Here is a 20,361-nt window from a genome sequence, read left to right on the forward strand (position 1 = left end):
ATATGAAGTGCTTGGTAACCGGTGCAACAGGATTCGTCGGAAGCAATCTGGTCAGAGACCTGGTCCATGCCGGACACGAGGTTCTCGCGAGCGGTGCGCCTGGGTCTACGACACGCTTTCTGAGCGGTCTTCCCGTGAACATCCAGCTGGCAGATCTGCTCGATCGTCACGCTGTTGATTCGCTGGTCAAAGGTCAGGACTGGGTCTTCCATCTTGCAGGTGACACATCGACCTGGCGCAGACTCTCGGCACGCAGGCGCAGAGTGAACGTCGTCGCCGCAGGTATTGTCGCCGACGCGAGTGTCGACGCCCGAGTCGTTCGTCTGGTGCACACCAGCACGATCGATGTGCATGGATGCAACTGCGACGGATCACCAGTGGACGAACGTGGAGGTAGCAATCCTCTGACCGGCATGGGATACGACTACGCCGATACCAAAGTTGCTGGGGAACAACAGGTTCGGAACAGGATGGCCGACGGCCTGGACGTCGTGGTGGTCTATCCGGGCTTCATGATCGGGCCGTTCGACCACACACTGCAGCTCGGTCGGGTGATTCGCGACATGCACGAGGGTAAGACGACGTTCGCGTTCTCCGGTACGTCGTCCTTCTGCGACGTGCGAGGCGTGTCGGCCGGTATTCTGGCCGCGGCAGAGCGTGGACGATGCGGTGAGGGATACAACCTCTCGGGATACAACGTTGGTTACGCAGAAATGTTCTCGCGTATAGCCGAATTGGTGGGTGCGAAGCGTCGCCCGATCAGGCTCCCGCGCAGCGCGTTGGTCGCGTACGGCGCCGGTCAGGAAGTCTCGGCCATGGTTACGGGACGCCCGCCGTCGATGGACCGCGGCCTGGGCAGATATCTGTCTTCACCCCAGTCCTCGGATTGGGGTAAAGCGCAGCGCGAACTCGGGTATTCGCCCGGAAACATCGACATTGCGATCATCGACGCCGCGCAGTGGTACGACGACAACGTGTGCACATGACCACCGAACTCGAGGGCCGGAGACCCTTCACATGGTCGTGCATCTCGGACGTCACCCAGGTTGGTTCGGCGAAGCTGGACGCCTCTGAGATCGACGTCGATACACTTCATCGGGTAGCGAATACACCGATTCGCCCGACGATGGAGGTGTCCGGCGAACAACTGTTTCTCGCACTCACAACGGCGAAATACGTATCCGCCGAGAGCGGCGTCGAGCTTGGCGATGTCATCTTTGCCTTAAGTCCATCTGCTTTGGCCACCGTCTGCGAGTCGCCGGAATCAACTTTCCCCACGATGCATCGAGGTCCCAACACCGCCGGCGGAGAAGCCGAACGGACTCCACTGGGAGCGTTTCATCTCGCACTGGAGATGGTCATCGACAATTACGTCGAAGTGATCGAGCTACTCGACCGTGACATCCGCCGCGTCGAAGGGGAGGTGTTTTCCCGCTCCGGTGGACATTCGGTGGAAGCGATCTATCGGCTCAGGCGGTCTGTCACCGAGATGGAGAGAGCAACCACGCCGTTGACCGGCGAGCCATTGAGTCGCCTGCTCCGACGCAGGGCACCCGGCTGGGTCACCTCGGGCGAGTACGGAGACACGATAGATGCAGACGGAATCGCCGAGCTGGATCGACACCTGCACCGCGTGGTGTCCAGGGTTCAGGGAATGCGGAGTCAACTCGACAGCATGCTCGATGCAAACTTGACCCAGGTCAATCTGAGGCAGAACGCCGATATGCGCAAGATATCGGCCTGGGTAGCGATCGCATCGGTGCCGACCCTCGTAGCAGGGATCTACGGAATGAACTTCGACAGCATGCCAGAACTCACATGGGCATTCGGCTACCCGTTTGCACTGACTCTGATGAGTTCCGTTGCGACGACATTGCATTGGCGGTTCAAGAAAAACGGGTGGCTTTGATCCCGAGCAGGGCATTCTGCCCGAACCGAACTGGCACCGGGTGACGGCTCCGGTGCAACGTGGCCGGAATGTCTTGGCGGGGTCGAAGCTGTTCTAGGTGCGGCATGGTCACGTGCTGTCCACAGCAATGCCCGCTAGTCGTTCAGAATCCTTCTCGGTGGACAAGTTCGACGTGGTTCATCCCAATGTCGACGCGTTCGGGAGAGCCCTTGGGGCTCATCACATTGAAAGTGGAACAATCCGATAACCGAGATCGGTTGACCTGCTACGTCATTGCCCGGCTGATGCAAAAATCCTACGTCAGTGAATCAGTCCATCGGTGACTCCGGGACAAGCCGTTGCGGGCATGACATCGAACGGCGACCGATCTACGGAAGACCTGTCGGGTCGCTGGTGACGGGATCGAGGTAGAAGCGCGCCCACGAGACGAGACCATCTGTGTCAGTGCGCCAGATGACTGGCCCGGCGATGACGGTAGGAGACCTGTCGGCGGTCGACCCTTCCATCTCCCACTCCGACCAAACCTCGAATCCGCCGATAGCGGTCCGAAGCACTCGGGCGTGGAGGTCGGGTGTGCGAGCCAGAATCCCCGTCCAGTTACGTTCCACGGTCTCGCGACCTACGAAGTTCCGCATCGGATGTTGCGGAACTTCGGAGACGTAGTCAATCGAGAAGCATGCGGCAATGTCCTCCGCGTTGTGCGAGTTGATTGCGGCTTCTAGACGAGTGACGGAACTGGGGACTGTCATCATGACTCCTTACGGTCGGTGGGACGCATCGTCGGACGGTTGTGGGCGGATGGGCAAGGCGTTGCGTCACTTCTTGGGGTGACGCAAGGCGTACTCGCAGACCAGGGCGCTCGTGTCAGGGCCTTCGCGGTTGGTGAAGAAGCTGTGGCCGCGCGGACCCGATCAGGCGTGCCCATGTCACTGATCACGAATCCCGACGATCGTGGCTGCCGTAACCTGGTTCGACATCCGGTCAGGGGTCCGATGTTGACAAGATGACGCCACGAAATGCGACACCGCGAATCACATAGAGGGTGCCGATACGACGACCATCGATCAGCGAAAGTCATTGTGGCGCAACAGTAGTAAAGTAACCACCTTTCGGTGGCGGTACGTTCGCGTTCGCCTCGGTTGTGGCGACATCGAGCGTGCTACGTCACAACGCGCCGCCGGTAGTGGACACGCAGGGATGCTTCCCGGCCACAACGTCCATACGGGTGGCACGGACAGTACGCCAGGAGTAGCTGACGGACAACATGTCGCAGCACGATGGCGACCGCAGACCCGTCCAGTCCCAAAAAGCCCTTGCGCGCAACTACATCAGAGCATTCGGTTCTGTGCTTTCAATGTCGTCGAGGTCGGATCGACATCGACGTCGATTTGTTGGTTCCCATCGGTGCACTCCACTAGATCGAATGCGAGGGGGAGGGTCAGAGGCATGGCTTCTGAACCGCTCGGCGTCCGGTGCACGCAAGTGCACCGCGGGGCACAATGACCGAGCAGAAGACTCGCCCTGTTCTTGACTGTGTCCCAAGGACATAGTGCTGAATTTGCCCATGCACAACGAACTCTGCAGTGGTTGTGCGTGAAAGATCGTTCAACGCGGGTCCATGGCACTGGCCTCCCTTTGGTTGAGTCAGCATTTTCGACGCCACGGTTGACCTCGCCCCGGGAACGCTCTTTCTGATGGTTCGCGACCACCATTGCACGTCCTAAGGAGACACCATGCGCCTTCGCGCTTTTACTCTCGTCCCCGCAGTGAGCGCGAGCGTTCTGCTCGTGCTTAGCGGATGTGTCGCAACCGACGCGTCAACGCCCGAACGCGACACCTCGCTCGGACATTTCTACGGCCAAACGCTCGAGTTCGCCGCATGCGAGGCACCCGCGCAGGCACCCGGCCTTCCGCCGCCTGGCGTGGCAGCAGAATGCGCAACGCTCGAGGTTCCTCTCGACTACGCGAACCCGAGCGGCGACACCGCTCGGATCGCTCTCCTCCGAGTGGCTGCGCGCGGCGACGACGTGACCGGTTCAGTTGTGGTCAACCCAGGCGGCCCTGGCATGTCCGGTGTAGCGTTCGCGCCCACCCTGGCGCTGGCGTGGGCGAACAGCCCGGTCACCGAGAAATTCGACATCGTCGGCTTCGACCCGCGTGGCGTCGGAGCATCGACACCCGCCATCGACTGCTATACCGATACCGAGCGCGATGCCGACGCCGAGTTCACCTCCTACGATTCCGGCGCAGAAGACTGGACGGAAGACGAGACTCGCGACCTTGCGGAGCAGTGCGCGGAGCGCTCGGGCGGAGAGCACGTGCTCGCTGCCGTCGGCACGCGCGACGTCGCTCGCGACATGGACGTGCTGCGCGAGGCGCTCGGCGACGAGCAGCTCAGCTTCGCTGGGCTCAGCTACGGAACGCGCGTGGGTGCCGTGTACGCCGAGATGTTCCCCGACAACGTGCGTGCTCTTGTGCTCGACGGCGCGCTCGACCCCGGCATGAGCACGCACGATCTGCGAATCCAGCAGTTCGACGGCATCGGTCGCTCGTTCGACCAGATGGCGAAATTCTGTGCGACGCAGACCGATTGCCCTCTCGGAACCGATCCTGCCGCCGCCACGACCGAGTTCCAGAACCTCGTGCAGCCGCTCGTCGAGTCCCCAGCACCCGCAACCGACGACCGCGACCTGACGTTCATCGGTGCCCTCTCCGGCGTCATCGTGGGGCTCTACACCGACGCAGCGTGGCCCATCGTGCTCGAGGGGATCAGCGAACTGAAAGCCGGCAACGGTGCTCCGCTGCTTGCGCTGCGGGACGCGCTACAGGGCCGTGCTGCAGACGGCACCTCGTCGAGCGATCTCGAGTCGCTGCTCGCGATCAATTGCCTCGACGAAGATCGCCACACCCCGAAACAGGAGACGGCGCTCAAGCGGGCCGTGTTCGACGCCGCGCCGTTCATAGACCCCGGCACTGCGGTCGAGAACTCGCGAAACGGTTGCGAGAACTGGCCAGTCGAGCCCACGCTGAACCGACTTTTGGCCGACGAGCCCGACGGCCTCGCCGACACCCTTGTAGTATCCGTGACAGGCGACGGCATCACTCCACACGCAGGAGGCATCGCGCTTGCCGAGGCGCTCGGCGGCAGCCTGCTCACGGTCGAGGGTGAGCAACACGGTGCCTCCCTCGCGGGCAATGCATGCGTCGACGAGATAGTCGCGGATTACCTGGTGGACCTCGAATCGCCGGCACCCGGTGCCCAGTGCGACCTCGCCTCGGCCCCCGCACCCTGATCGTCGGTAAGGTCCGCGGCCGGAGATGTTGTGGCAGAGGGTGGTTCGGCTACCGCGAGTGCATCGAATCCCAGAACGTCATCATTGCCGAGACCGATGCCTGAAGTGCATCGGCGGTTACACCGTCTCTGGCCAGCGGTGACAGTCCGAGTAGAAAACTGTGAAACAGTGTCGCGGTTGCGTCGATCGGGATGCTCGGGTCGAGTTGACCTCGATCGACAGCTCGTTCGATCAGCGCGGCAATGTTGCGGCGATCAACAGACCTCCGGGCTGCCAGAGCAGAGTGCTTTCCGGCGTCCGGACCGTCGATTATTCCGCCCAGCCCGACCAGGCATCCGAGGGGATGCGTCGCATCGGTCTGCATGGCTACCGAGCCACGCAACGTCTTCTCCAGAGCGTCTCGAGGGTCCATGGATTCGTCTGCCAGTGGGGCGGTCGCGCGGCCGTAGCTGTCGATGTACCGCTGGACCACGGCGGCGAACAACCCTTCCTTGGATCCGAACGCACCGTAGAAGCTGGCCGAAGACATACCCATGCTGCTTCGTAGTTGCGCCAATGACGTGGCCTCGTAGCCGTTCTCCCAGAAAAGGACCATAGCCGCTTCGAGAGCGCGGTCCTCGTCGAACTGGCGTGGCCTCCCGGTTCTGCTCATTGCGGTTCCATTCCGTGTTTCGATGTTCGGTGAATTACAGACTAATCGATCCAATTATTTGGCAACAGGGGTGCCGGTGGTGTTGACTTACGGAATGACCAATCCAGAAGTCATTCAGGGCAGCACCGACAGCTCGACAACTCCGACGCCGGCCGGAGGTAGAAGCAAACAGCGACTTCCGTGGTCAGCGCTGCTGGCGATGTCAGCGACCGCATTCATCGTCATCATGACCGAGACACTTCCTGCCGGGCTTCTACCTCAGCTCTCAGCGGGTTTGAGTGTCGGGGAGGCCGCGGCAGGGCAGTTGATCAGCGCGTATGCACTGGGAGCGGTGCTGTTCGCGATTCCTGCGATCACATTCACGCGTGGTTGGCGACGTAAACCGATTCTGCTCATCGCGGTTGGTGGGTTCGTGGTGGCCAATACGATCACAACACTTGCGCCTGGGTTCGAGATTGCACTGTTGGCGCGTTTCGTTGCGGGGGCTTTCTCCGGGGTGGTCTGGGGGATGCTCGCTGGGTACGCCCGGAAAATAGCGCCGCCCGCGTTGGCGGGAAAGGCGCTGACCGTGGCGATGGCGGGTACGCCTGTTGCTTTCGCCGTCGGCACGCCTCTTGCGACGTATCTCGGAACGCTGATCGGGTGGCGATGGACCTTCGGTCTGATGTCTGTGATCGCCCTCGGTTTGATCGCGTGGGTGGTGGTATCAGTTCCCGATTCCGACGGACAGAATTCCACTGCGCAAACGCCGTTGAGCCGCGTCTTTCTGCTCTCCGGCGTCGCGCCGATCATTGCTGTGGTGCTCGGATGGTTCCTCGCCCACAACCTGCTCTACACGTACATCGCACCCATCGTCGACGATATGGACGTAGGGCTCAGAGTCGATGTGGTGCTGGCGATGTTCGGGGTGGCCGCGATGGCCAGCATTGCCGTTGTGGGAGCGCTGGCGGACCGCATTCTGCGACGGCTCGTCCTGATCTACTTGATCGCGTTCGCTCTGGGAGCCACCGCTTTGGCTGTCGTGGGAAGCAATCCGGCGGTGTTCGTGGCGGCAGTGATCCTGTGGGGCATGTCTTTCGGCGGTGCCGCGCCGCTCTTGCAAACCGCACTCGCCGATGTATCCGGTCGAGACGCCGACGTTGCCAACTCGATCCTGACGACTGTCGCGAACGGAGCGATTTTCCTCGGAAGTGCCTTGGGTGGGGTACTTCTCAGCGGTGCCGGACCAGGGTGGTTTCCTGTCGTCACCCTCGGTCTGATCGTATTCACTTTGTTCGCCGCAGTTGCTGCACGGCGGCATGGCTTTCCTCCTGGCGCACGGCAATAGTCGATTCGCCGATTTCGAGACTTCGATCGCTGCAGTCGATCGGCTCGAACTCCATGTGGCCGTTGGGCATTACACCTAGATTGTCTGCTTCCCGAGTCCGTCCAGATTGCCGAAAATCTCTGGCAACGTTCTATCGAAGCGAGCTCGTCGGTCCGTGGGCGTAATCTTCGGCACCAACTCTGGTCGGCATCGTTGCGGCCGTTGAGCATCGGGGGTTCGGCCTTCGAGGCGTCTATTGATCTGGTTGTAGCGTCGTGGCTTGTCGAGCACGGACATGGTCGACCACTTGTCGGCTATCTGGTCGAGGATGGAACGACTCGGGGAATCCGCGCTGAAGACCACGGCGTCGCTGTCGACGATAGAGCGGAAGGGTTGCACGGCGCACTGCGAAGCTCGTCGTCCTCGACGACCAGTGTGATATCGGGGTCGGATTGTCCCCTCGCGCCAGCGAGGGTGTGCTCCTGATTTTTGGCGAGCTGGTACGCGGCGAAGGCAGCGTGTTGCTTTTCTCGTGCTGTCGCCAGCCTCGCTGATGTCGCCCCCGGGGATGTCGGGGTCCAGTCTCGGGTGCGGTTTCGATGAGCGATTCCACGCTGCGATCTCTGTCGGTGGTGGCGATGCCCAGAATGTTCTGCAACTCGTCGTGGATGGGCGTACTACTCGAGGTATCACTCGAATCGATCGCGCGGTCCGGCTCGATCGGCCCCGAACAGGGTCCTACGTCGTTGGAGTCGGCCGTCTACCGGAGGGCTGGATGGACTCTGCGTCACGGCTGTCCGCGTGGACGATGTTCTCGGCCGTAGGCGCATCGTCTGGGTTGGTCAGAATCTGAATCGCGAGCCCGGTGAGGAGTGAGTAGTAGTGGGATCCGACGGCGTGGATCGTCGCTGCATCCGCACCGGGTTCGAGGTCGCCGAACGCGGCAGCCAGTGCGGTCCGTGATCGGCGCTGGCCCTCGGTGTTGAGCGCTTTGATCTCGGGATCGCGATCGATGTACCCGATGGACTCGAAGTTCACGAACCACAGTGGCCTGTTCGACCGGATCGACGTGATGATGCGGGCCCAGCGCTCGACCGGTGTCGAATCGTGGGCCACGTCGAGTACGGCGAACAGCTCGCGACCCCATTCGGCGTTGAGCTCGAGCAAAGCGCGCGTGAGTAACTGATCCTTCGACCCGAAGTGATAGCTGATGGACGCCAGATTCGCACCGGATGACGTGACCAGGTCGCGAACGGTGGTGTGGGCGTACCCCTTGGTCAGCAGACAGGTACGCGCGGCCGACAACAAGTTGTCTCGGTGACTCACCTGGACACGGTAACACTGCTATTATATAAACGTTCGTTTTAAACGATCGTTCAGGTAAGGGGTTCCCGTGTTCCTATCACTCGAGAATGTGTCCAGCAGCTACGAGGAAGGTGGACGGGAAGTACCGGTGCTATCGGGTGTCGACGTCGACATCCCTGCGGGTTCGTTCGTTTCCGTTATGGGGCCGTCGGGATCCGGCAAAAGCACACTCTTGCTGTGTGCGGCTGGCTTGCGATCACCGACGACGGGACGAGTTGTTCTCGACGGCACCGATGTCACTGCGCTTCGGGGCGACCATCTCACCCGCTTTCGCCGACGCGCAATGGGTTTCGTCTTCCAGTCGTTCGATCTGTTGCCCGCGTTAACCATTCGCGAAAACGTCGAGCTTCCACTACGGCTCGACGGCGGGAGGCCGGACGCGGTTCGATCGACACGCCTGCTCGAGATGGTGGGGCTCACCGAGGTGGCTGGAGGTTGGGGAAAGAGCGCGGCCGGTCGTGTCGACGTTCGACCCGATCAGCTCTCGGGAGGACAGAAGCAGCGCGTGGCCATCGCGCGCGCTTTGGTCAACGATCCGCGGATCGTGTTCGCGGACGAGCCGACCGGCGCGCTCGATCTCTCGAGTGCGGCAGTCGTTCTCCGGATTCTGCGCGGTATTGCCGATTCGGGTCGCACCATCGTGATGGTCACGCACGATCCAGTGGCTGCGGCCGCGTCGGACAGTGTTCTGTTCCTTGCCGACGGCCGGATTGTCGACCGACTCGACGCTCCGACTGCGGCCGCTGCGGCCGCGCGGTTGACCGATCTCGTCTCGAGAGTGTGAGCATGTTGCACTATGCAATCCACTCCCTGCGATTCAGCCGCGAGCGTTATCTACCCACGGTCGTCGTGCTGTTCGGTGGGATAGCGCTGGTCTCGGCCTTTGTGGGTCTGTTTGCGTCGAGCGTGGATGCATCGAGCGCCGACGATCGCTGGTTCCTGGTGCTGTTTCCCGCGATCCTCGGCGGATGGATCCTGGCGATTGCACTGTTCGCTGTGTCGTCGACGGTGGGTGTCGTGTCGCAGTCCCGCTCGGTGGAGTTCGACATCTTGCGCCGGGTCGGCACAAGCGACCGTCAGATGCGCTTACTCGTGACCATCGAGATCACGCTGGTTGCGGCAGCTGTGTCTGTTCCGGCCACTGCGTCGGGCATCGGTCTGGGGCGGGTGGTCCTCGGCCGACTGCATTCGATCGGAATCGTCGACGATTCTACCGGTTACGCGCCGGGCGTCACATTGCCCATCCTGGCGGCACTGATCCTTTCGGCTGCGAGTGGTGTTGCTGCACAATACGGTTCGATACGAACGAAGGTGCGTCGGGCGAGCAGAACTCGTCGGCGGCGTGGAGTGGCCGTGGGGTTCGTCATGGTGGGGCTAGCGTCATCGACCGCGGCGTTCGCGGTAGACCCCAATGGTGCCGCGGCCACCGCGACAGCCGGGCCGGGAACGGTCTTCATCGCTATCGGATTGGGGCTGTGCGCCGAGGAAACATTGACCGCGACGTGCACGCTCCTCGCTGTTCCGCTTGCCGCACTCGGCGCCGGTGGCCACCTAGCAAGTATCAATGCGGTTCGGACGCAGGGCGTTCGGCCGATCGTTACGTTTCTGACGCTGTTCATCGGAGTCACGGTCGGCACACTGAGTATGCAGGGAATCGAGAATGCCTCGGGCGCAACGGGTCCGCAGGGGCAGTTGATGGCGTCGATCAATTACGCGGTGGTGGGAGTGGTCGCAGCATTCATGGCCATCGCGGCGATCAACACCTCTGTCGCCGCGCTCGGGCACCGCCGGGGTGAGTTCGCGTCGATGTCGCTGATCGGGGCCACGCCGACGCAGACGAGGCGCATGCTGTCGATCGAATCCGCGCTGGCAGTGGTGACGGCCGGATGGGTTGGGATTGTGGGGGCAGCAATTGCTGTCGCGCCTTTTGCCTACGTCAAGCTGGGCAACCCGGTGGCGGCCGCGTCGCCGTTGCTTGCGATCGGTGTCCTGACGGTCGCTGCAGTGGTGACATCGGTCGTCACGACAACGGTAGGTCGGCGCGTGATCGCCGCCGCGAGTCCGGCGTGATCGCGCGAAGGTGACGCGCCACCATGTACAGAGTTGCCGTGTTTGCAGGGGTCCGCAGCCGGTGAGTGAGGTTCACGAAGACTCGTCATCGGCGGGGGAGTCGCCACTCGTGCCGAGGTGCTGCAGAATCCGTTCGTTGAGGGTGGCGAGCAGGTCGAGCTCGGTCGGGGTGAGTAGATCGATGAAATTTCGGCGGACATCCGCTACATGCCCGGGTGCCGCCTGCTCGACGGCGGAGCGCCCGACCGCCAGCAGACAGACCAGGGTGCTGCGAGCGTCGTCGGGGTTGGGCTCGCGGCCGATCAGCCCGCCCTTCGGCATGCGCCGCAAATGGTGCGAAAGATGGCTTTTCTCCCACCCCAGTGCATCGCGCAGCTCATGGGACGGCATGCGGTCTCGCTCGTGATCCGACAGCAACGCGAGGACCTCGTAATCGGCCCCGGACAGACCCGACTTCTGCAGGCCTCGCTCGAGGTGCACGCTCACCTGATGGCGTGCGTCGACGACGCATCGCAGGCGCGGCGCTCACGAGGGTTCAGCCAGTTCGTGTCCATCGATCTGCCCATGTGGTGAAGGCATTCAACACCACCTTCGGTGCCGTTCTGGCCAAAGGGCAACCGATGGAGTTCTTCATTGCCGGTGACGACGAGGGTGCAAAGGCGGCCGTTGCGGCATTCGTCGACACCCTCGCGCTTCGCCCGCGGGACGTCGGCGCTGTGAGAATGGCGCACTACCTGGAAGGAACGGGTCTGGTCATGATCGGCCTCGCTCGACATGGGTCGGGAACTTCGATTTCGCCCTCGACGTGGTCGCGCCCGGCTGAGGCCGCAGTTCGGGACGCAACCGTGGAATGGACAGAATGCAATATGACTGCTGTGCAGAATGATTCGAGTGATCTCGGTGATGAACGACATCCTGCTCAGGAAACTGCGACGGTTGCATTGTTGACCCTGTTCCCGGAACACGGAATAGCTTTACCGTCATACCAGGACACCGCGTTGAGCGCTGGTCGCGATCGAGCGGTGTCCGATGACGAGGAGCTCACGTGCCGTTGGACGAGACCGTGCCGAGTACAGCGGCGCGCCGGCGGAGGTACTTGCTCTCGGCCACATTTGCTGCCGGTGTCATCGGATTGGCCGGCGTCGTGGTGATGGCAACTATGGCATCGCCGCCGCAGTCCGCCTCGACCGTCAGCGGCTATGGACCCGGCAGCGCGATGCCCGATACTGCGGCGCTCGCAGGACCTCTGGCCGACCAGCAACTCCTCTGGGAACCGTGCGAGTTCAACGACGACGGACCGCCGATTCCAGGCGCGGACGTGTCCAACGTCGAGTGCGCGACGATCGAGGTCCCGCGGGACTGGCACGATCCCGATACGCAGAAAACGTGGGATGTGCGAATCTCGCAGGCACACAACATCGATCGGTCCGATCCTGACTACCACACTACAGTCGTCACCCACCCAGGTGGGCCGTACGCGTCTGGTCTGTCTTACAGCTCGACCGTCCAGATGTACACCCCCGAATTGCGGCCGACCACCAACTATGTGAGCTTCGATCAGCGTGGCCTCGGCCAGTCCAGTCATGCGCAGTGCGAGTACGGATACGATCCGGCCGATGGACCCGACGCGGAGACGCGCGCGATCGGCGAATCGTGCTCGGTCGACCCCGATGTCGCAACCATGACGACCGAACAGACTGCGTTCGACATGGACTTCATCCGCCACCTTCTCGGGCTCCAATCGGTGACCTACATGGGTTACTCGTACGGCACGTGGCTCGGCGCTTGGTACGGCAGCCTCTTTTCGGCCAACGTCGAGCGCATGGTTCTCGATTCGGCCACGGACCCGACGCAGGACTCGATTCAAAGTCTGTACGACGTGGCGCACGAGGGCCGCGATCGGCAGTTCCGGCTGCACATGATGAACTGGATTGCGCGTAACGACGCCACGTACGGTCTCGGTGGCGACCCCGAGGTGATCTGGAATCGCTACTTCGCGGCTACCAGTGGCCCGGAGCGCTCGCTCGCTGCCCGTTACGCATGGGCGTCGACGAATCTCAACGTTGCGTTCTCCAGCCCGGTGGTCTATCCGTTTGCTGGACAGCTTGTTTCGCTGATCATCGCCGAAGGTGAGAGCGCCGCGACCCCTACGATTCCTGTTGCCTCCGCGAGCCGCATCGTCGACGGGATGGACACCCTCACCGAGGAGCAACGCACGGCGGCCCACGAAGTCCTGGCGGCGCTGTCCGCGTCACCGGAAGACGATTCCGCCGGTTTGATTCGCGGTACCTACGACGAGGTCATCGACTTCACGAAATGCACCGATGGGCAGTGGGTTCAGGGCCTCGAATACTGGCAGGAATTCAACGAGCGAACGGCGCTCGCTGCGCCCTTCTCGGCGCAGAGTGGACTGCTCGATGGGCCGCAGGCCTGTGCCTTCTGGCCGACGGACTCGGCGATGCCTCCGTTGAGCGAGGACTTCCCGGAGACCATCGTTTTGCAGAGCGAGTTGGATTCGATGACGCCGTGGGAAGCCGGTCAGGTCGCGGGCACGCAGCTGCCGAATACAAGCCTGATCGCGGTCGACAACGAGAGCGTTCATGGTGTTTTCCCCTATGGCACAGATGAAGTCGATCGACCGGTGATCGACTTCCTTCGCGGAGGGGATCGGCCACCACGGATGATCGTTGCACATGCCAAGCCCATGCCCCTGGAGGAATTCACCTACGAGTCCTGGACGCCGATCGAGGGAAGCTCCGAGCACGACGGCCCGGCACCCAGCTTCACCGATCCGACCATCCGTGCGGAAACGGGCAGGTGAGCATTGCCGAACCCGGTGAACCGGTCGGACAGGTTGGACAGGTCGAAACCCTCGGGCTTGACCCTGTCCTTGGAACACTCACTAGTTTCGGTTCGCGGCGCGTTCGATTCCTGAACCGCTGACGGAACGCGAGCGCGTGTGTGAGCGTAGGGCACCGACTTGGGCTCTGACCGGGCAACTTTGGAGAGAAGGACATGAAACTCACGAACTTGACGGCGGTACTGGCCGGTGTTTTCTTATTGACCATCGTGTCGTGCACGCGAGGCCCTTCCGTTCCGGACACGCAGAGTGCGAGCCCAGCTGCACAGTCGGTGGGCAAGGATCAAGAAGTCGCGTTCGAGAATGGGGCGCAAACGGTTCATGGAAGCTTACGAATGCCGGCCGACACCGGCATAGCTGTTCCGGCCGTACTGCTGATCGCGGGTTCCGGGCCGACGGATAGGAATGGCGACAACGTTCACGCCGAAGGATCGATCGGCACACTGAGCTATTTGGCCGACGTCTTGGCTCGCCACGGCATTGCCAGCCTGAGGTACGACAAATCCGGCACCGGTGCAACGGAATTGGACCCAGAGACGGACTCGTCGAAACTCGGGCACGATGTATACCTACACGAGGCCGCCGCGGCGGCGAACTTCCTCGCCGATCGGCCGGGTATCGAGAATTCTGGAATCGGCCTGGTCGGGCACAGCCAGGGTGCCCTTGTGGCGTTGGCGCTGGCCACTGGCAAGGCCGGCGAGGTGCCGCCCATTACATCGATGGGCCTGGTGCAACCACAGACGGCGCGAACATTGGACATCATGATGCGTCAGGTCGCCGGGCTCGTGGAATCCGGACAGCTGGTGGATGTGGATGGTGTCGACCTCGTATCGTCCTTGAACCGCACGGTGGACCAGATCCGCACTTCAGGGACAATTCCGAACGATCTCCCGGAACCACTACGTTCGATAGGGATGGTTCCGGCGGGTGCCACGATGCTGGCCACTCAGGACGAACTCGATCCGATCGCCATGGCGGCGGCCCTGCCGCCCTCGATGGCAGTATTCACAAGCTGTTCGGACAAGGACATGCAAATTCGGTGCGTCGACGTGGCCGGTCTCAACGACGTCTTGGCGCAGACGAAGCTCAGCACAACGCATCTCGAGACGGCGAACCATGTCCTCAAGGATGTAGGCGACCAACCTTCGACCGGTGCCGAGTACGGAGAGCCGTTGCCCTTCTCGCAGCAGTTCACCGACGCGTTCGAGTCGTGGATTTCCGCCCGTTGATGTGCGGATGGCCACGCTCGAACCTGCGGAGGAAGATCAGCACGTGACATCCACTGAGCAGCAGTCTGTTTTGGAAACCGGCGTCAGCCGAATACCCACCCTCGATGTGATTCGTGGTGTTGCATTGTGCGGCATCATCTTTGTCAACATCGGGCCTCTCACCGGCTTCCGTACCGCACCGGGCCTCTACGAGCGTCCTTCGCTCGACAACACAGGCGGCTGGTTGCACCTACTTGTGCAACAACGTTTCTTCCCGATTTTCGCTCTACTCTTCGGCATCGGATTTGCGATGTTCTACGAGTCCGCTGCCCGCCGGGTGATACGTCCCCGGCTACTCCTGCTCCGGCGACTGCTGCTCCTGCTCGCCATCGGAATCCCGTTCAACGTGCTCCAACCCGGATCTGCGTTGCTACCGCTGGCGGTAGTCGGCCTCGTCGTCTTGCTTCCGAGCACGTGGATGTCGCGGCGGGTCTCCGCGGTTGCGGCGGTTGCACTCATCGTGGGGAGCCTTCTTCTCACGGGCGGTGGTAGCAGCCTGACTCCGGGGATGCTCCTTCTGGGTGCTGTCCTCACCCGGTACCGTGTCGTGTCGGCCATCGGTCGGTCGCGCCGTGGTGCGACGATCGTGCTGATCGTCGGTGCCGTTGCCGCGATTCCGCTGCTCTACCTGCAGACCAGAACGATCGAGATGTCGTATTTCAGTACGGAGTCCGCTGCAGCGGGTTTTGCTGTCGCAGCGGTGTACATGTCGTCGCTCGCCCTGCTGATGTCCACCGGTGTGTCGCGAATTCTGGAAGTGGCCTTCGGTCCGTTGGGCAGGATGGCTTTGACCAATTACGTCGGTGCCGCACCGTTGATGCTGGCGGCGGGGTGGGTGTTGAACTTCTCCGACAGCTCCTCGTGGGCAACACTGTTGGGTACGGCAGGCGCGATACTCCTCGCACAATGGGTCGCCAGCGTGTTGTGGCTACGGCACTTCATGCAAGGACCGCTCGAGTGGTTGTGGCGTTGGGGCACATGGGGACATCGGCAGCCCGTTCGCCGGCACACCACCGCGACCGACTGATTGCGGAGACCACATCGTTCTTGACTGTGTGCCGACGACATAGTGCGTAATGGGCGTATGCGTACTCACTTAGGACTGAAAGCGGGTGCGGCTGTGGCGGTGATGGCGTTGCTCGCGTCCTGCAGCCAGAACACCGCACCCGAGGACGGCGAGCCCGACGCCGGATCTCTCGACAAGTTCTACAGCCAGCAATTGAACTTCGAGGATTGTGCCCCGCCTGCTTCGAACCTCCCGCTTGGTGAAACTGTTGGATTACCAATGGAATACCAGTGCGCACGCATGGATGTGCCACTCGACTACATGAATCCAGAGGGGGAGACGGCCAAGATCGCGCTGTCCAGGATTCCGGCACGTTCGGCTGATCCGATCGGTTCCATTGTGCTCAATCCGGGTGGCCCCGGGTTCTCGGGAACCGAGTTCGCGGCAACCACCGCGGACGCGTGGGCGCAGAGCGACATCACCGACAGGTTCGACTTGGTCGGGTTCGATCCGCGTGGTGTGGGTGCGTCGACACCCGCGGTGAACTGTTTCGACGACGACGAGCGTGAAGCCGACGCGATCAGCGCTGCGATCAGCGTTCTGCCGCATGCGATGTCCGAAGAATCGACCCGCGAATTCTATGAGAACTGCGCCGCAGGGTCAGGGGGAGAGAACGCGTTGGCCCACCTGGGTACACGTGATGTGGCACGCGATATGGACGTCATGCGCGCCGCGCTGGGCGACGACGAACTCACCTACGCGGGTGCGAGTTACGGAACCCGCTTGGGCGCGGTGTACGCGGAGATGTTCCCGGAGAACGTCAGGGCACTTGTTCTCGATGGTGCGATGGACCCGCTCGCCGGAACGAAGGAACGACGCATTCAGCAGGCCGGCGGGATGCAACGTGCATTCGACGAGCTCGCGAAGTTCTGTGCCACACAACCTGATTGCGCACTGGGACCGGACCCGGCGCAGGCAACCGAGGTGTTCCACAGCCTCGTGCGGCCCCTGATCGATGCACCACTGCCGGCCGCGGACGGTCGTGAACTGACATTCACCAAAGCAATCGGGGGCGTTGTCCTCGGTCTCTATTCACAGGAGGCGTGGCAGCCCGTGGTCATGAGCCTTGCCCAACTGCGTGACGGCCGAGGAGACTCACTGATTGCACTCAGCGACATCTACCAGGATCGCAGCGCAGACGGCACCTACGCGAACACCCTCGAAGCGACGGGTGCGATCAACTGTATCGACGAAGAACGCCACAGTCCGGCCGAGGAAACAGCACTGATTCGCGCAGCATTCGATGCGAATCCTTTCGTCGATTCGGGAAGATCGGTCGAGGGTGTGCGGGATACGTGCGAGCAATGGCCCGTCGAGCCCACATTGGGCTACCCCTATTCGACTGAAATCGAAGGATTACCAGACACTTTGACGGTCTCCGTGACCGGCGATGCGTTGACTCCGCACCAGGGTGCCGTCAACCTTGCGGACGCGCTCGGTGGCAGCCTGGTGACCGTCCAGGGTGAGCAGCACGGAGCGATCATCGCGGGGAACGCGTGCGTAGACGACATCGTTGCCGACTATCTCATCGACCTCGTGATGCCTTCCGACGACTCACTCTGCGTCTTGTGACGGGAGACCGGTCAGCGGTGTCGCCGTCGAGCGATGACGGTGGCACGAAGCAGTACGTCGAGTTGCGCAGTGTTGTAGAACTCTCGAATGGTCTCGGCGATGGCCTCTCCCGCCAACGCCGGGCTTCCCATCAGACGGGAATTCGGTTCGCTCATCCACGGGTACTCGACCATTGCTTTGGCGATGGTGTCCGCGAATTCGTCGGCGAGGCGCGTACGCGTGTCGGCGTCGGCGTCGGCAGGCAAAGCTTCGAACGCGATCGTAGCCGCGTCGTCGTCGGATTCGATGATGTCTCGGACATCGTCCATCGCTTCGGGGTCGTATATCTGCGAGTAGACCAGAGCCATGGATCGTTCGGCAGGAGTCATGCCCAGCGCGGTGTGCTCGAGGCCGGCCGGGACCTCGGTGATCGATCCGTGCTCGAGCAACAATGCGATCTGGGCGCGAGTGCGAAGGCTGCTCTCGATGACGTCGGCAAGATTCGTGTCGATGGCGGTGAGCACCTCGGCCGAGGTGCCGACGCCCGAACCGGTGGTCTCGATCTGCGCGAGTGGAACGCCGATGTCGCGTAGCCGCCTGATCTGCAGGAGACGCACCAGGTGCGTGACGCCGTACTGCTTGTAACCGTTGGAGCGACGATGTGGCTCGTCGAGCAGGCCGCACCGGTGGTAGTGCCGGACGGTGTTGACGGTGGTCGTCGCCAATTCTGCGAGCTCACTGGTGCTCCACGTCATGGGCACCCCTCGCTCGAATCGATCGGAGCCCCAACCATAACGCCGATGTGGCAAGAGCGATATCAGCCGACGCCGCTCCAGGCCGCTTACCGACCGATTCCGCCCAACCCCATCAGTTCCGCCGCGGTTCGCGGCCGGACGAAAGAAAGGCACACATGACACACACCTGCGAGGTCACATGGACGCTGGACGGCATCACGATGGAAGGCACGATGGTCTGCCCTGACGGTAAGGGGCCCTTCCCTGCAGTGGTCTTCGTCGCCGGTAGCGGGCCGACCGACCGCGATTGGTGTTCGCCACTGCTGCCCGGCAAAAATGGGAGCGCTCGGCTCATGGCAGAGGCGTTCGCCGATGCGGGTATCGCGTCGCTTCGCTACGACAAGCGGGCATCCGGTCCACACGCGATGGACAACGTCGAGGCGCTGACCGGCACGATGAGCATGCAGTCGCATCTGAACGAGCTGGTGGAGGCCGTCACGGTGCTGTCCGGGCTGCAGTGTGTCGATTCCTCGAGGATCGTCGGGTTCGGGAACAGTGAAGGGACCCTCCACGCGCTCCACTACGCCACGACAACCCAAGACGTCCCCTTTGCAGGAATCGTCCTCGCGGCACCACCCGGCCGGCCGATCGAGGCTGTGCTGCTCTCGCAACTGGCGCGTCAGAGCGGCCAGATTCCCGGCGGGTCCGAAGTGATGACGAGGGTGCAGGAGGCTGCTGCGCGTTACACGGCCGGGCAGCCGATGAATGCCGACCCGAGCTTGCCGGACAGCGTGAAGTCGGTGCTCGCAGGCTTGGAGGCACCAGCCAATCTCCCGTTCATCCGAGAGCTGTGGGTCGAGTCCGCGACCGATGTGCTCGGTAAGGTGCAGATTCCCGCACTGGTGCTCATCGGTGCGAAGGACGTCCAGATCGACATGCACGCCGACGGCATCCCTCTCGAACAGGCCGCCGCCGGGATGAGCAACGTGACCTTCGCCTTCCCGACCAATGCGAATCATGTGTTCAAGGAAGACCTGCGCACGCCGGCGGACATCGCCGCGTCGCCAGGTAGCGGATACAACGAGCCGGGCACGCGCCTCGACCCCGAGACCATGCAGACTGTTCTCGCCTGGCTTGCGCAGTATTTTCCCTCGACAGAGATGGCGAAGTGAACCTGAAGTCGGTTGCGGGAAAGAGCTTTCTGGTCGTTGCTCTCGCCGCGACTCTCGGCAGCTCGACTCTGACTACGGCGACAGCAGAGGTGTCGTCCAATGACCGTGACGAATACGGTCAGTACGTCGGCGACGCAGGCGTCGTCGACTATCAGGTGCATCTTCCGACCGATTACGACCCATCCTCTCCGACACCGATCATGGTTGCGCTTCACGGTTGTGGCATGACGGGGTACGGAATCAACTCGATGAAGGACACGACCCGGTTCGACGTCGTCGCGAACGAAGAAGACTTCATCGTCGTCTACCCGACGCAGAGCTTCGACCGAAGCCCCCAGCTCTGTTGGAACGCAATCGAACCGGCCCATCAACGCCGTGGTGTCGGCGAACCCGCAATGATCGCCGGAATCACGGAATCGGTGATCGACCGGTACAACGGCGACCGCAGAGACGTCCATGTCTCCGGTGCGTCGTCGGGTGCAGGTCTCGCTGTTGCACTTGCCGTGACGTACCCCGACGTGTTCGCAACGGTGACGTCGGCGGCCGGCGGCGAGTACAGCTACGACAAGGCCCAGCACGATCTGGACCGCGTCTCTCCCGAGTACACCGCAAGCCTGGCTGTGGAAGAAATGGGGGATCGTGCGAAATACGTTCCGCTGCTGGTGGTTCAGGGGGACCGTGACGACGTCGTGCGGCCGGTCATGGCCGAACGACTGACCGCGCAGTGGCTGGCGATCGGTGAGGCACTGGGTCAACCGGCGTCGACGATCGAATCCACTCGGGTCGAAGAACCGCACCGATACCCGTACACGTACACCCGATACGGCGACGATGACGGGCGTCCGTCGGCCATCGAGTCCTACCTCGTCGAAGGCATGGGTCACGTCTGGCCCGGTCCAGGCGCGGGCTTGTTCACCGACGCTGCAGGCATAGATGCCTCGCGGGTGTCGTGGCAATTCGCTCGGTCGCACACCACGCCTGCATAGCGGGCTGTGCGCTGCGGAATCGCATTGTTTCGCAACGACAGTGGCCGGTCGATGACATCGGTCATGGTTCGCTCATGCAGATAACGGTGTGTTTCGATGCGCGGGTGCACTGGTAGCCGCGTCCCCCTT

At 62.3% G+C, this 20,361-nt stretch carries 18 protein-coding genes; 12 read left to right on the top strand and 6 right to left on the bottom strand.

All coding sequences use genetic code 11. The features are described from left to right. The first annotated feature begins 2 nt into the window (after positions 1-2). Both CH286_RS20830 and CH286_RS20835 read left to right on the top strand, forming a co-directional pair. Positions 3-986 carry an NAD-dependent epimerase/dehydratase family protein gene (locus CH286_RS20830; protein WP_176458306.1) on the top strand — a complete coding sequence of 328 codons (984 nt, stop codon included), beginning with the start codon at positions 3-5 and terminating at the stop codon, positions 984-986. Further along, the gene (locus CH286_RS20835; RefSeq protein WP_094610276.1) at positions 983-1,909 is read left to right on the top strand and encodes a CorA family divalent cation transporter; all 927 of its coding nucleotides are present in this window, start codon (positions 983-985) and stop codon (positions 1,907-1,909) included. Before CH286_RS20830 ends, CH286_RS20835 begins: the two co-directional genes overlap by 4 nt. Before the next feature lie 368 nt (positions 1,910-2,277). Here the strand turns inward: CH286_RS20835 and CH286_RS20840 are convergent, their stop codons facing one another. Then, entirely contained in the window at positions 2,278-2,658 is a 381-nt protein-coding gene (locus CH286_RS20840; RefSeq protein WP_094610394.1) for a nuclear transport factor 2 family protein, read from the bottom strand. Between the two features lie 984 nt (positions 2,659-3,642). On the opposite strand from CH286_RS20840, the gene CH286_RS20845 reads away from it, so the two are divergent. Continuing rightward, on the top strand, positions 3,643-5,202 hold the full coding sequence (locus CH286_RS20845) for an alpha/beta hydrolase (RefSeq protein ID WP_094610277.1): 1,560 nt from the start codon (positions 3,643-3,645) through the stop codon (positions 5,200-5,202). 49 nt (positions 5,203-5,251) lie between these two features. On the opposite strand, the gene CH286_RS20850 is transcribed toward CH286_RS20845, so the two are convergent. Next, positions 5,252-5,854: a TetR/AcrR family transcriptional regulator gene (locus CH286_RS20850; RefSeq protein ID WP_037150240.1), complete on the bottom strand. Its 603-nt coding sequence runs from the start codon at positions 5,852-5,854 to the stop codon at positions 5,252-5,254. A gap of 94 nt (positions 5,855-5,948) precedes the next feature. On the opposite strand from CH286_RS20850, the gene CH286_RS20855 reads away from it, so the two are divergent. Beyond that, positions 5,949-7,181: an MFS transporter gene (locus tag CH286_RS20855; protein ID WP_094610395.1), complete on the top strand. Its 1,233-nt coding sequence runs from the start codon at positions 5,949-5,951 to the stop codon at positions 7,179-7,181. A gap of 717 nt (positions 7,182-7,898) precedes the next feature. Here the strand turns inward: CH286_RS20855 and CH286_RS20865 are convergent. Beyond that, positions 7,899-8,486: a TetR/AcrR family transcriptional regulator gene (locus CH286_RS20865; protein WP_094610278.1), complete on the bottom strand. Its 588-nt coding sequence runs from the start codon at positions 8,484-8,486 to the stop codon at positions 7,899-7,901. A 67-nt stretch (positions 8,487-8,553) separates the two neighbouring features. Between CH286_RS20865 and CH286_RS20870 the strand changes: the two genes are divergently transcribed. After that, on the top strand, positions 8,554-9,309 hold the full coding sequence (locus CH286_RS20870) for an ABC transporter ATP-binding protein (protein WP_037150243.1): 756 nt from the start codon (positions 8,554-8,556) through the stop codon (positions 9,307-9,309). Between the two features lie 2 nt (positions 9,310-9,311). Next, positions 9,312-10,595, top strand: a complete 1,284-nt coding sequence (locus CH286_RS20875) for an FtsX-like permease family protein (RefSeq protein WP_094610279.1) — start codon at positions 9,312-9,314, stop codon at positions 10,593-10,595. 72 nt (positions 10,596-10,667) lie between these two features. Here the strand turns inward: CH286_RS20875 and CH286_RS20880 are convergent, their stop codons facing one another. Both CH286_RS20880 and CH286_RS28285 read right to left on the bottom strand, forming a co-directional pair. Next, complete coding sequence (locus tag CH286_RS20880) at positions 10,668-11,075, bottom strand: MarR family winged helix-turn-helix transcriptional regulator (RefSeq protein ID WP_255182728.1); 408 nt, start codon at positions 11,073-11,075, stop codon at positions 10,668-10,670. 2 nt (positions 11,076-11,077) lie between these two features. Next, a complete protein-coding gene (locus CH286_RS28285) occupies positions 11,078-11,371 on the bottom strand; it encodes a hypothetical protein (RefSeq protein ID WP_255182729.1) in 294 nt (97 codons plus the stop codon). Positions 11,372-11,640: 269 nt separating this feature from the next. Between CH286_RS28285 and CH286_RS20890 the strand changes: the two genes are divergently transcribed. The 4 genes from CH286_RS20890 (at position 11,641) to CH286_RS20905 (ending at position 17,361) form a co-directional block, all read left to right on the top strand. Continuing rightward, positions 11,641-13,416, top strand: coding sequence for an alpha/beta fold hydrolase (locus CH286_RS20890; protein ID WP_094610280.1), 1,776 nt, complete (start codon positions 11,641-11,643; stop codon positions 13,414-13,416). Positions 13,417-13,790: 374 nt separating this feature from the next. Continuing rightward, positions 13,791-14,684 (top strand): alpha/beta hydrolase family protein, encoded by an 894-nt coding sequence (locus CH286_RS20895; RefSeq protein WP_094610281.1) that lies wholly within the window; start codon positions 13,791-13,793, stop codon positions 14,682-14,684. A gap of 43 nt (positions 14,685-14,727) precedes the next feature. Next, on the top strand, positions 14,728-15,750 hold the full coding sequence (locus CH286_RS20900; RefSeq protein WP_217902945.1) for a DUF418 domain-containing protein: 1,023 nt from the start codon (positions 14,728-14,730) through the stop codon (positions 15,748-15,750). A gap of 57 nt (positions 15,751-15,807) precedes the next feature. Continuing rightward, complete coding sequence (locus CH286_RS20905; RefSeq protein ID WP_094610282.1) at positions 15,808-17,361, top strand: alpha/beta hydrolase; 1,554 nt, start codon at positions 15,808-15,810, stop codon at positions 17,359-17,361. Positions 17,362-17,372: 11 nt separating this feature from the next. On the opposite strand, the gene CH286_RS20910 is transcribed toward CH286_RS20905, so the two are convergent. Next, positions 17,373-18,095, bottom strand: a complete 723-nt coding sequence (locus tag CH286_RS20910; protein WP_037150257.1) for a MerR family transcriptional regulator — start codon at positions 18,093-18,095, stop codon at positions 17,373-17,375. Between the two features lie 155 nt (positions 18,096-18,250). Between CH286_RS20910 and CH286_RS20915 the strand changes: the two genes are divergently transcribed. Both CH286_RS20915 and CH286_RS20920 read left to right on the top strand, forming a co-directional pair. Next, positions 18,251-19,246 (top strand): alpha/beta hydrolase family protein, encoded by a 996-nt coding sequence (locus CH286_RS20915; protein WP_094610283.1) that lies wholly within the window; start codon positions 18,251-18,253, stop codon positions 19,244-19,246. Next, the gene (locus CH286_RS20920) at positions 19,243-20,232 is read left to right on the top strand and encodes an extracellular catalytic domain type 1 short-chain-length polyhydroxyalkanoate depolymerase (protein WP_176458307.1); all 990 of its coding nucleotides are present in this window, start codon (positions 19,243-19,245) and stop codon (positions 20,230-20,232) included. The genes CH286_RS20915 and CH286_RS20920 overlap by 4 nt, the downstream gene beginning before the upstream one ends. Positions 20,233-20,361: the final 129 nt, after the last annotated feature.

The organism is Rhodococcus sp. WWJCD1, from assembly GCF_002258735.1.
Classification (GTDB): Bacteria; Actinomycetota; Actinomycetes; order Mycobacteriales; family Mycobacteriaceae; genus Rhodococcoides.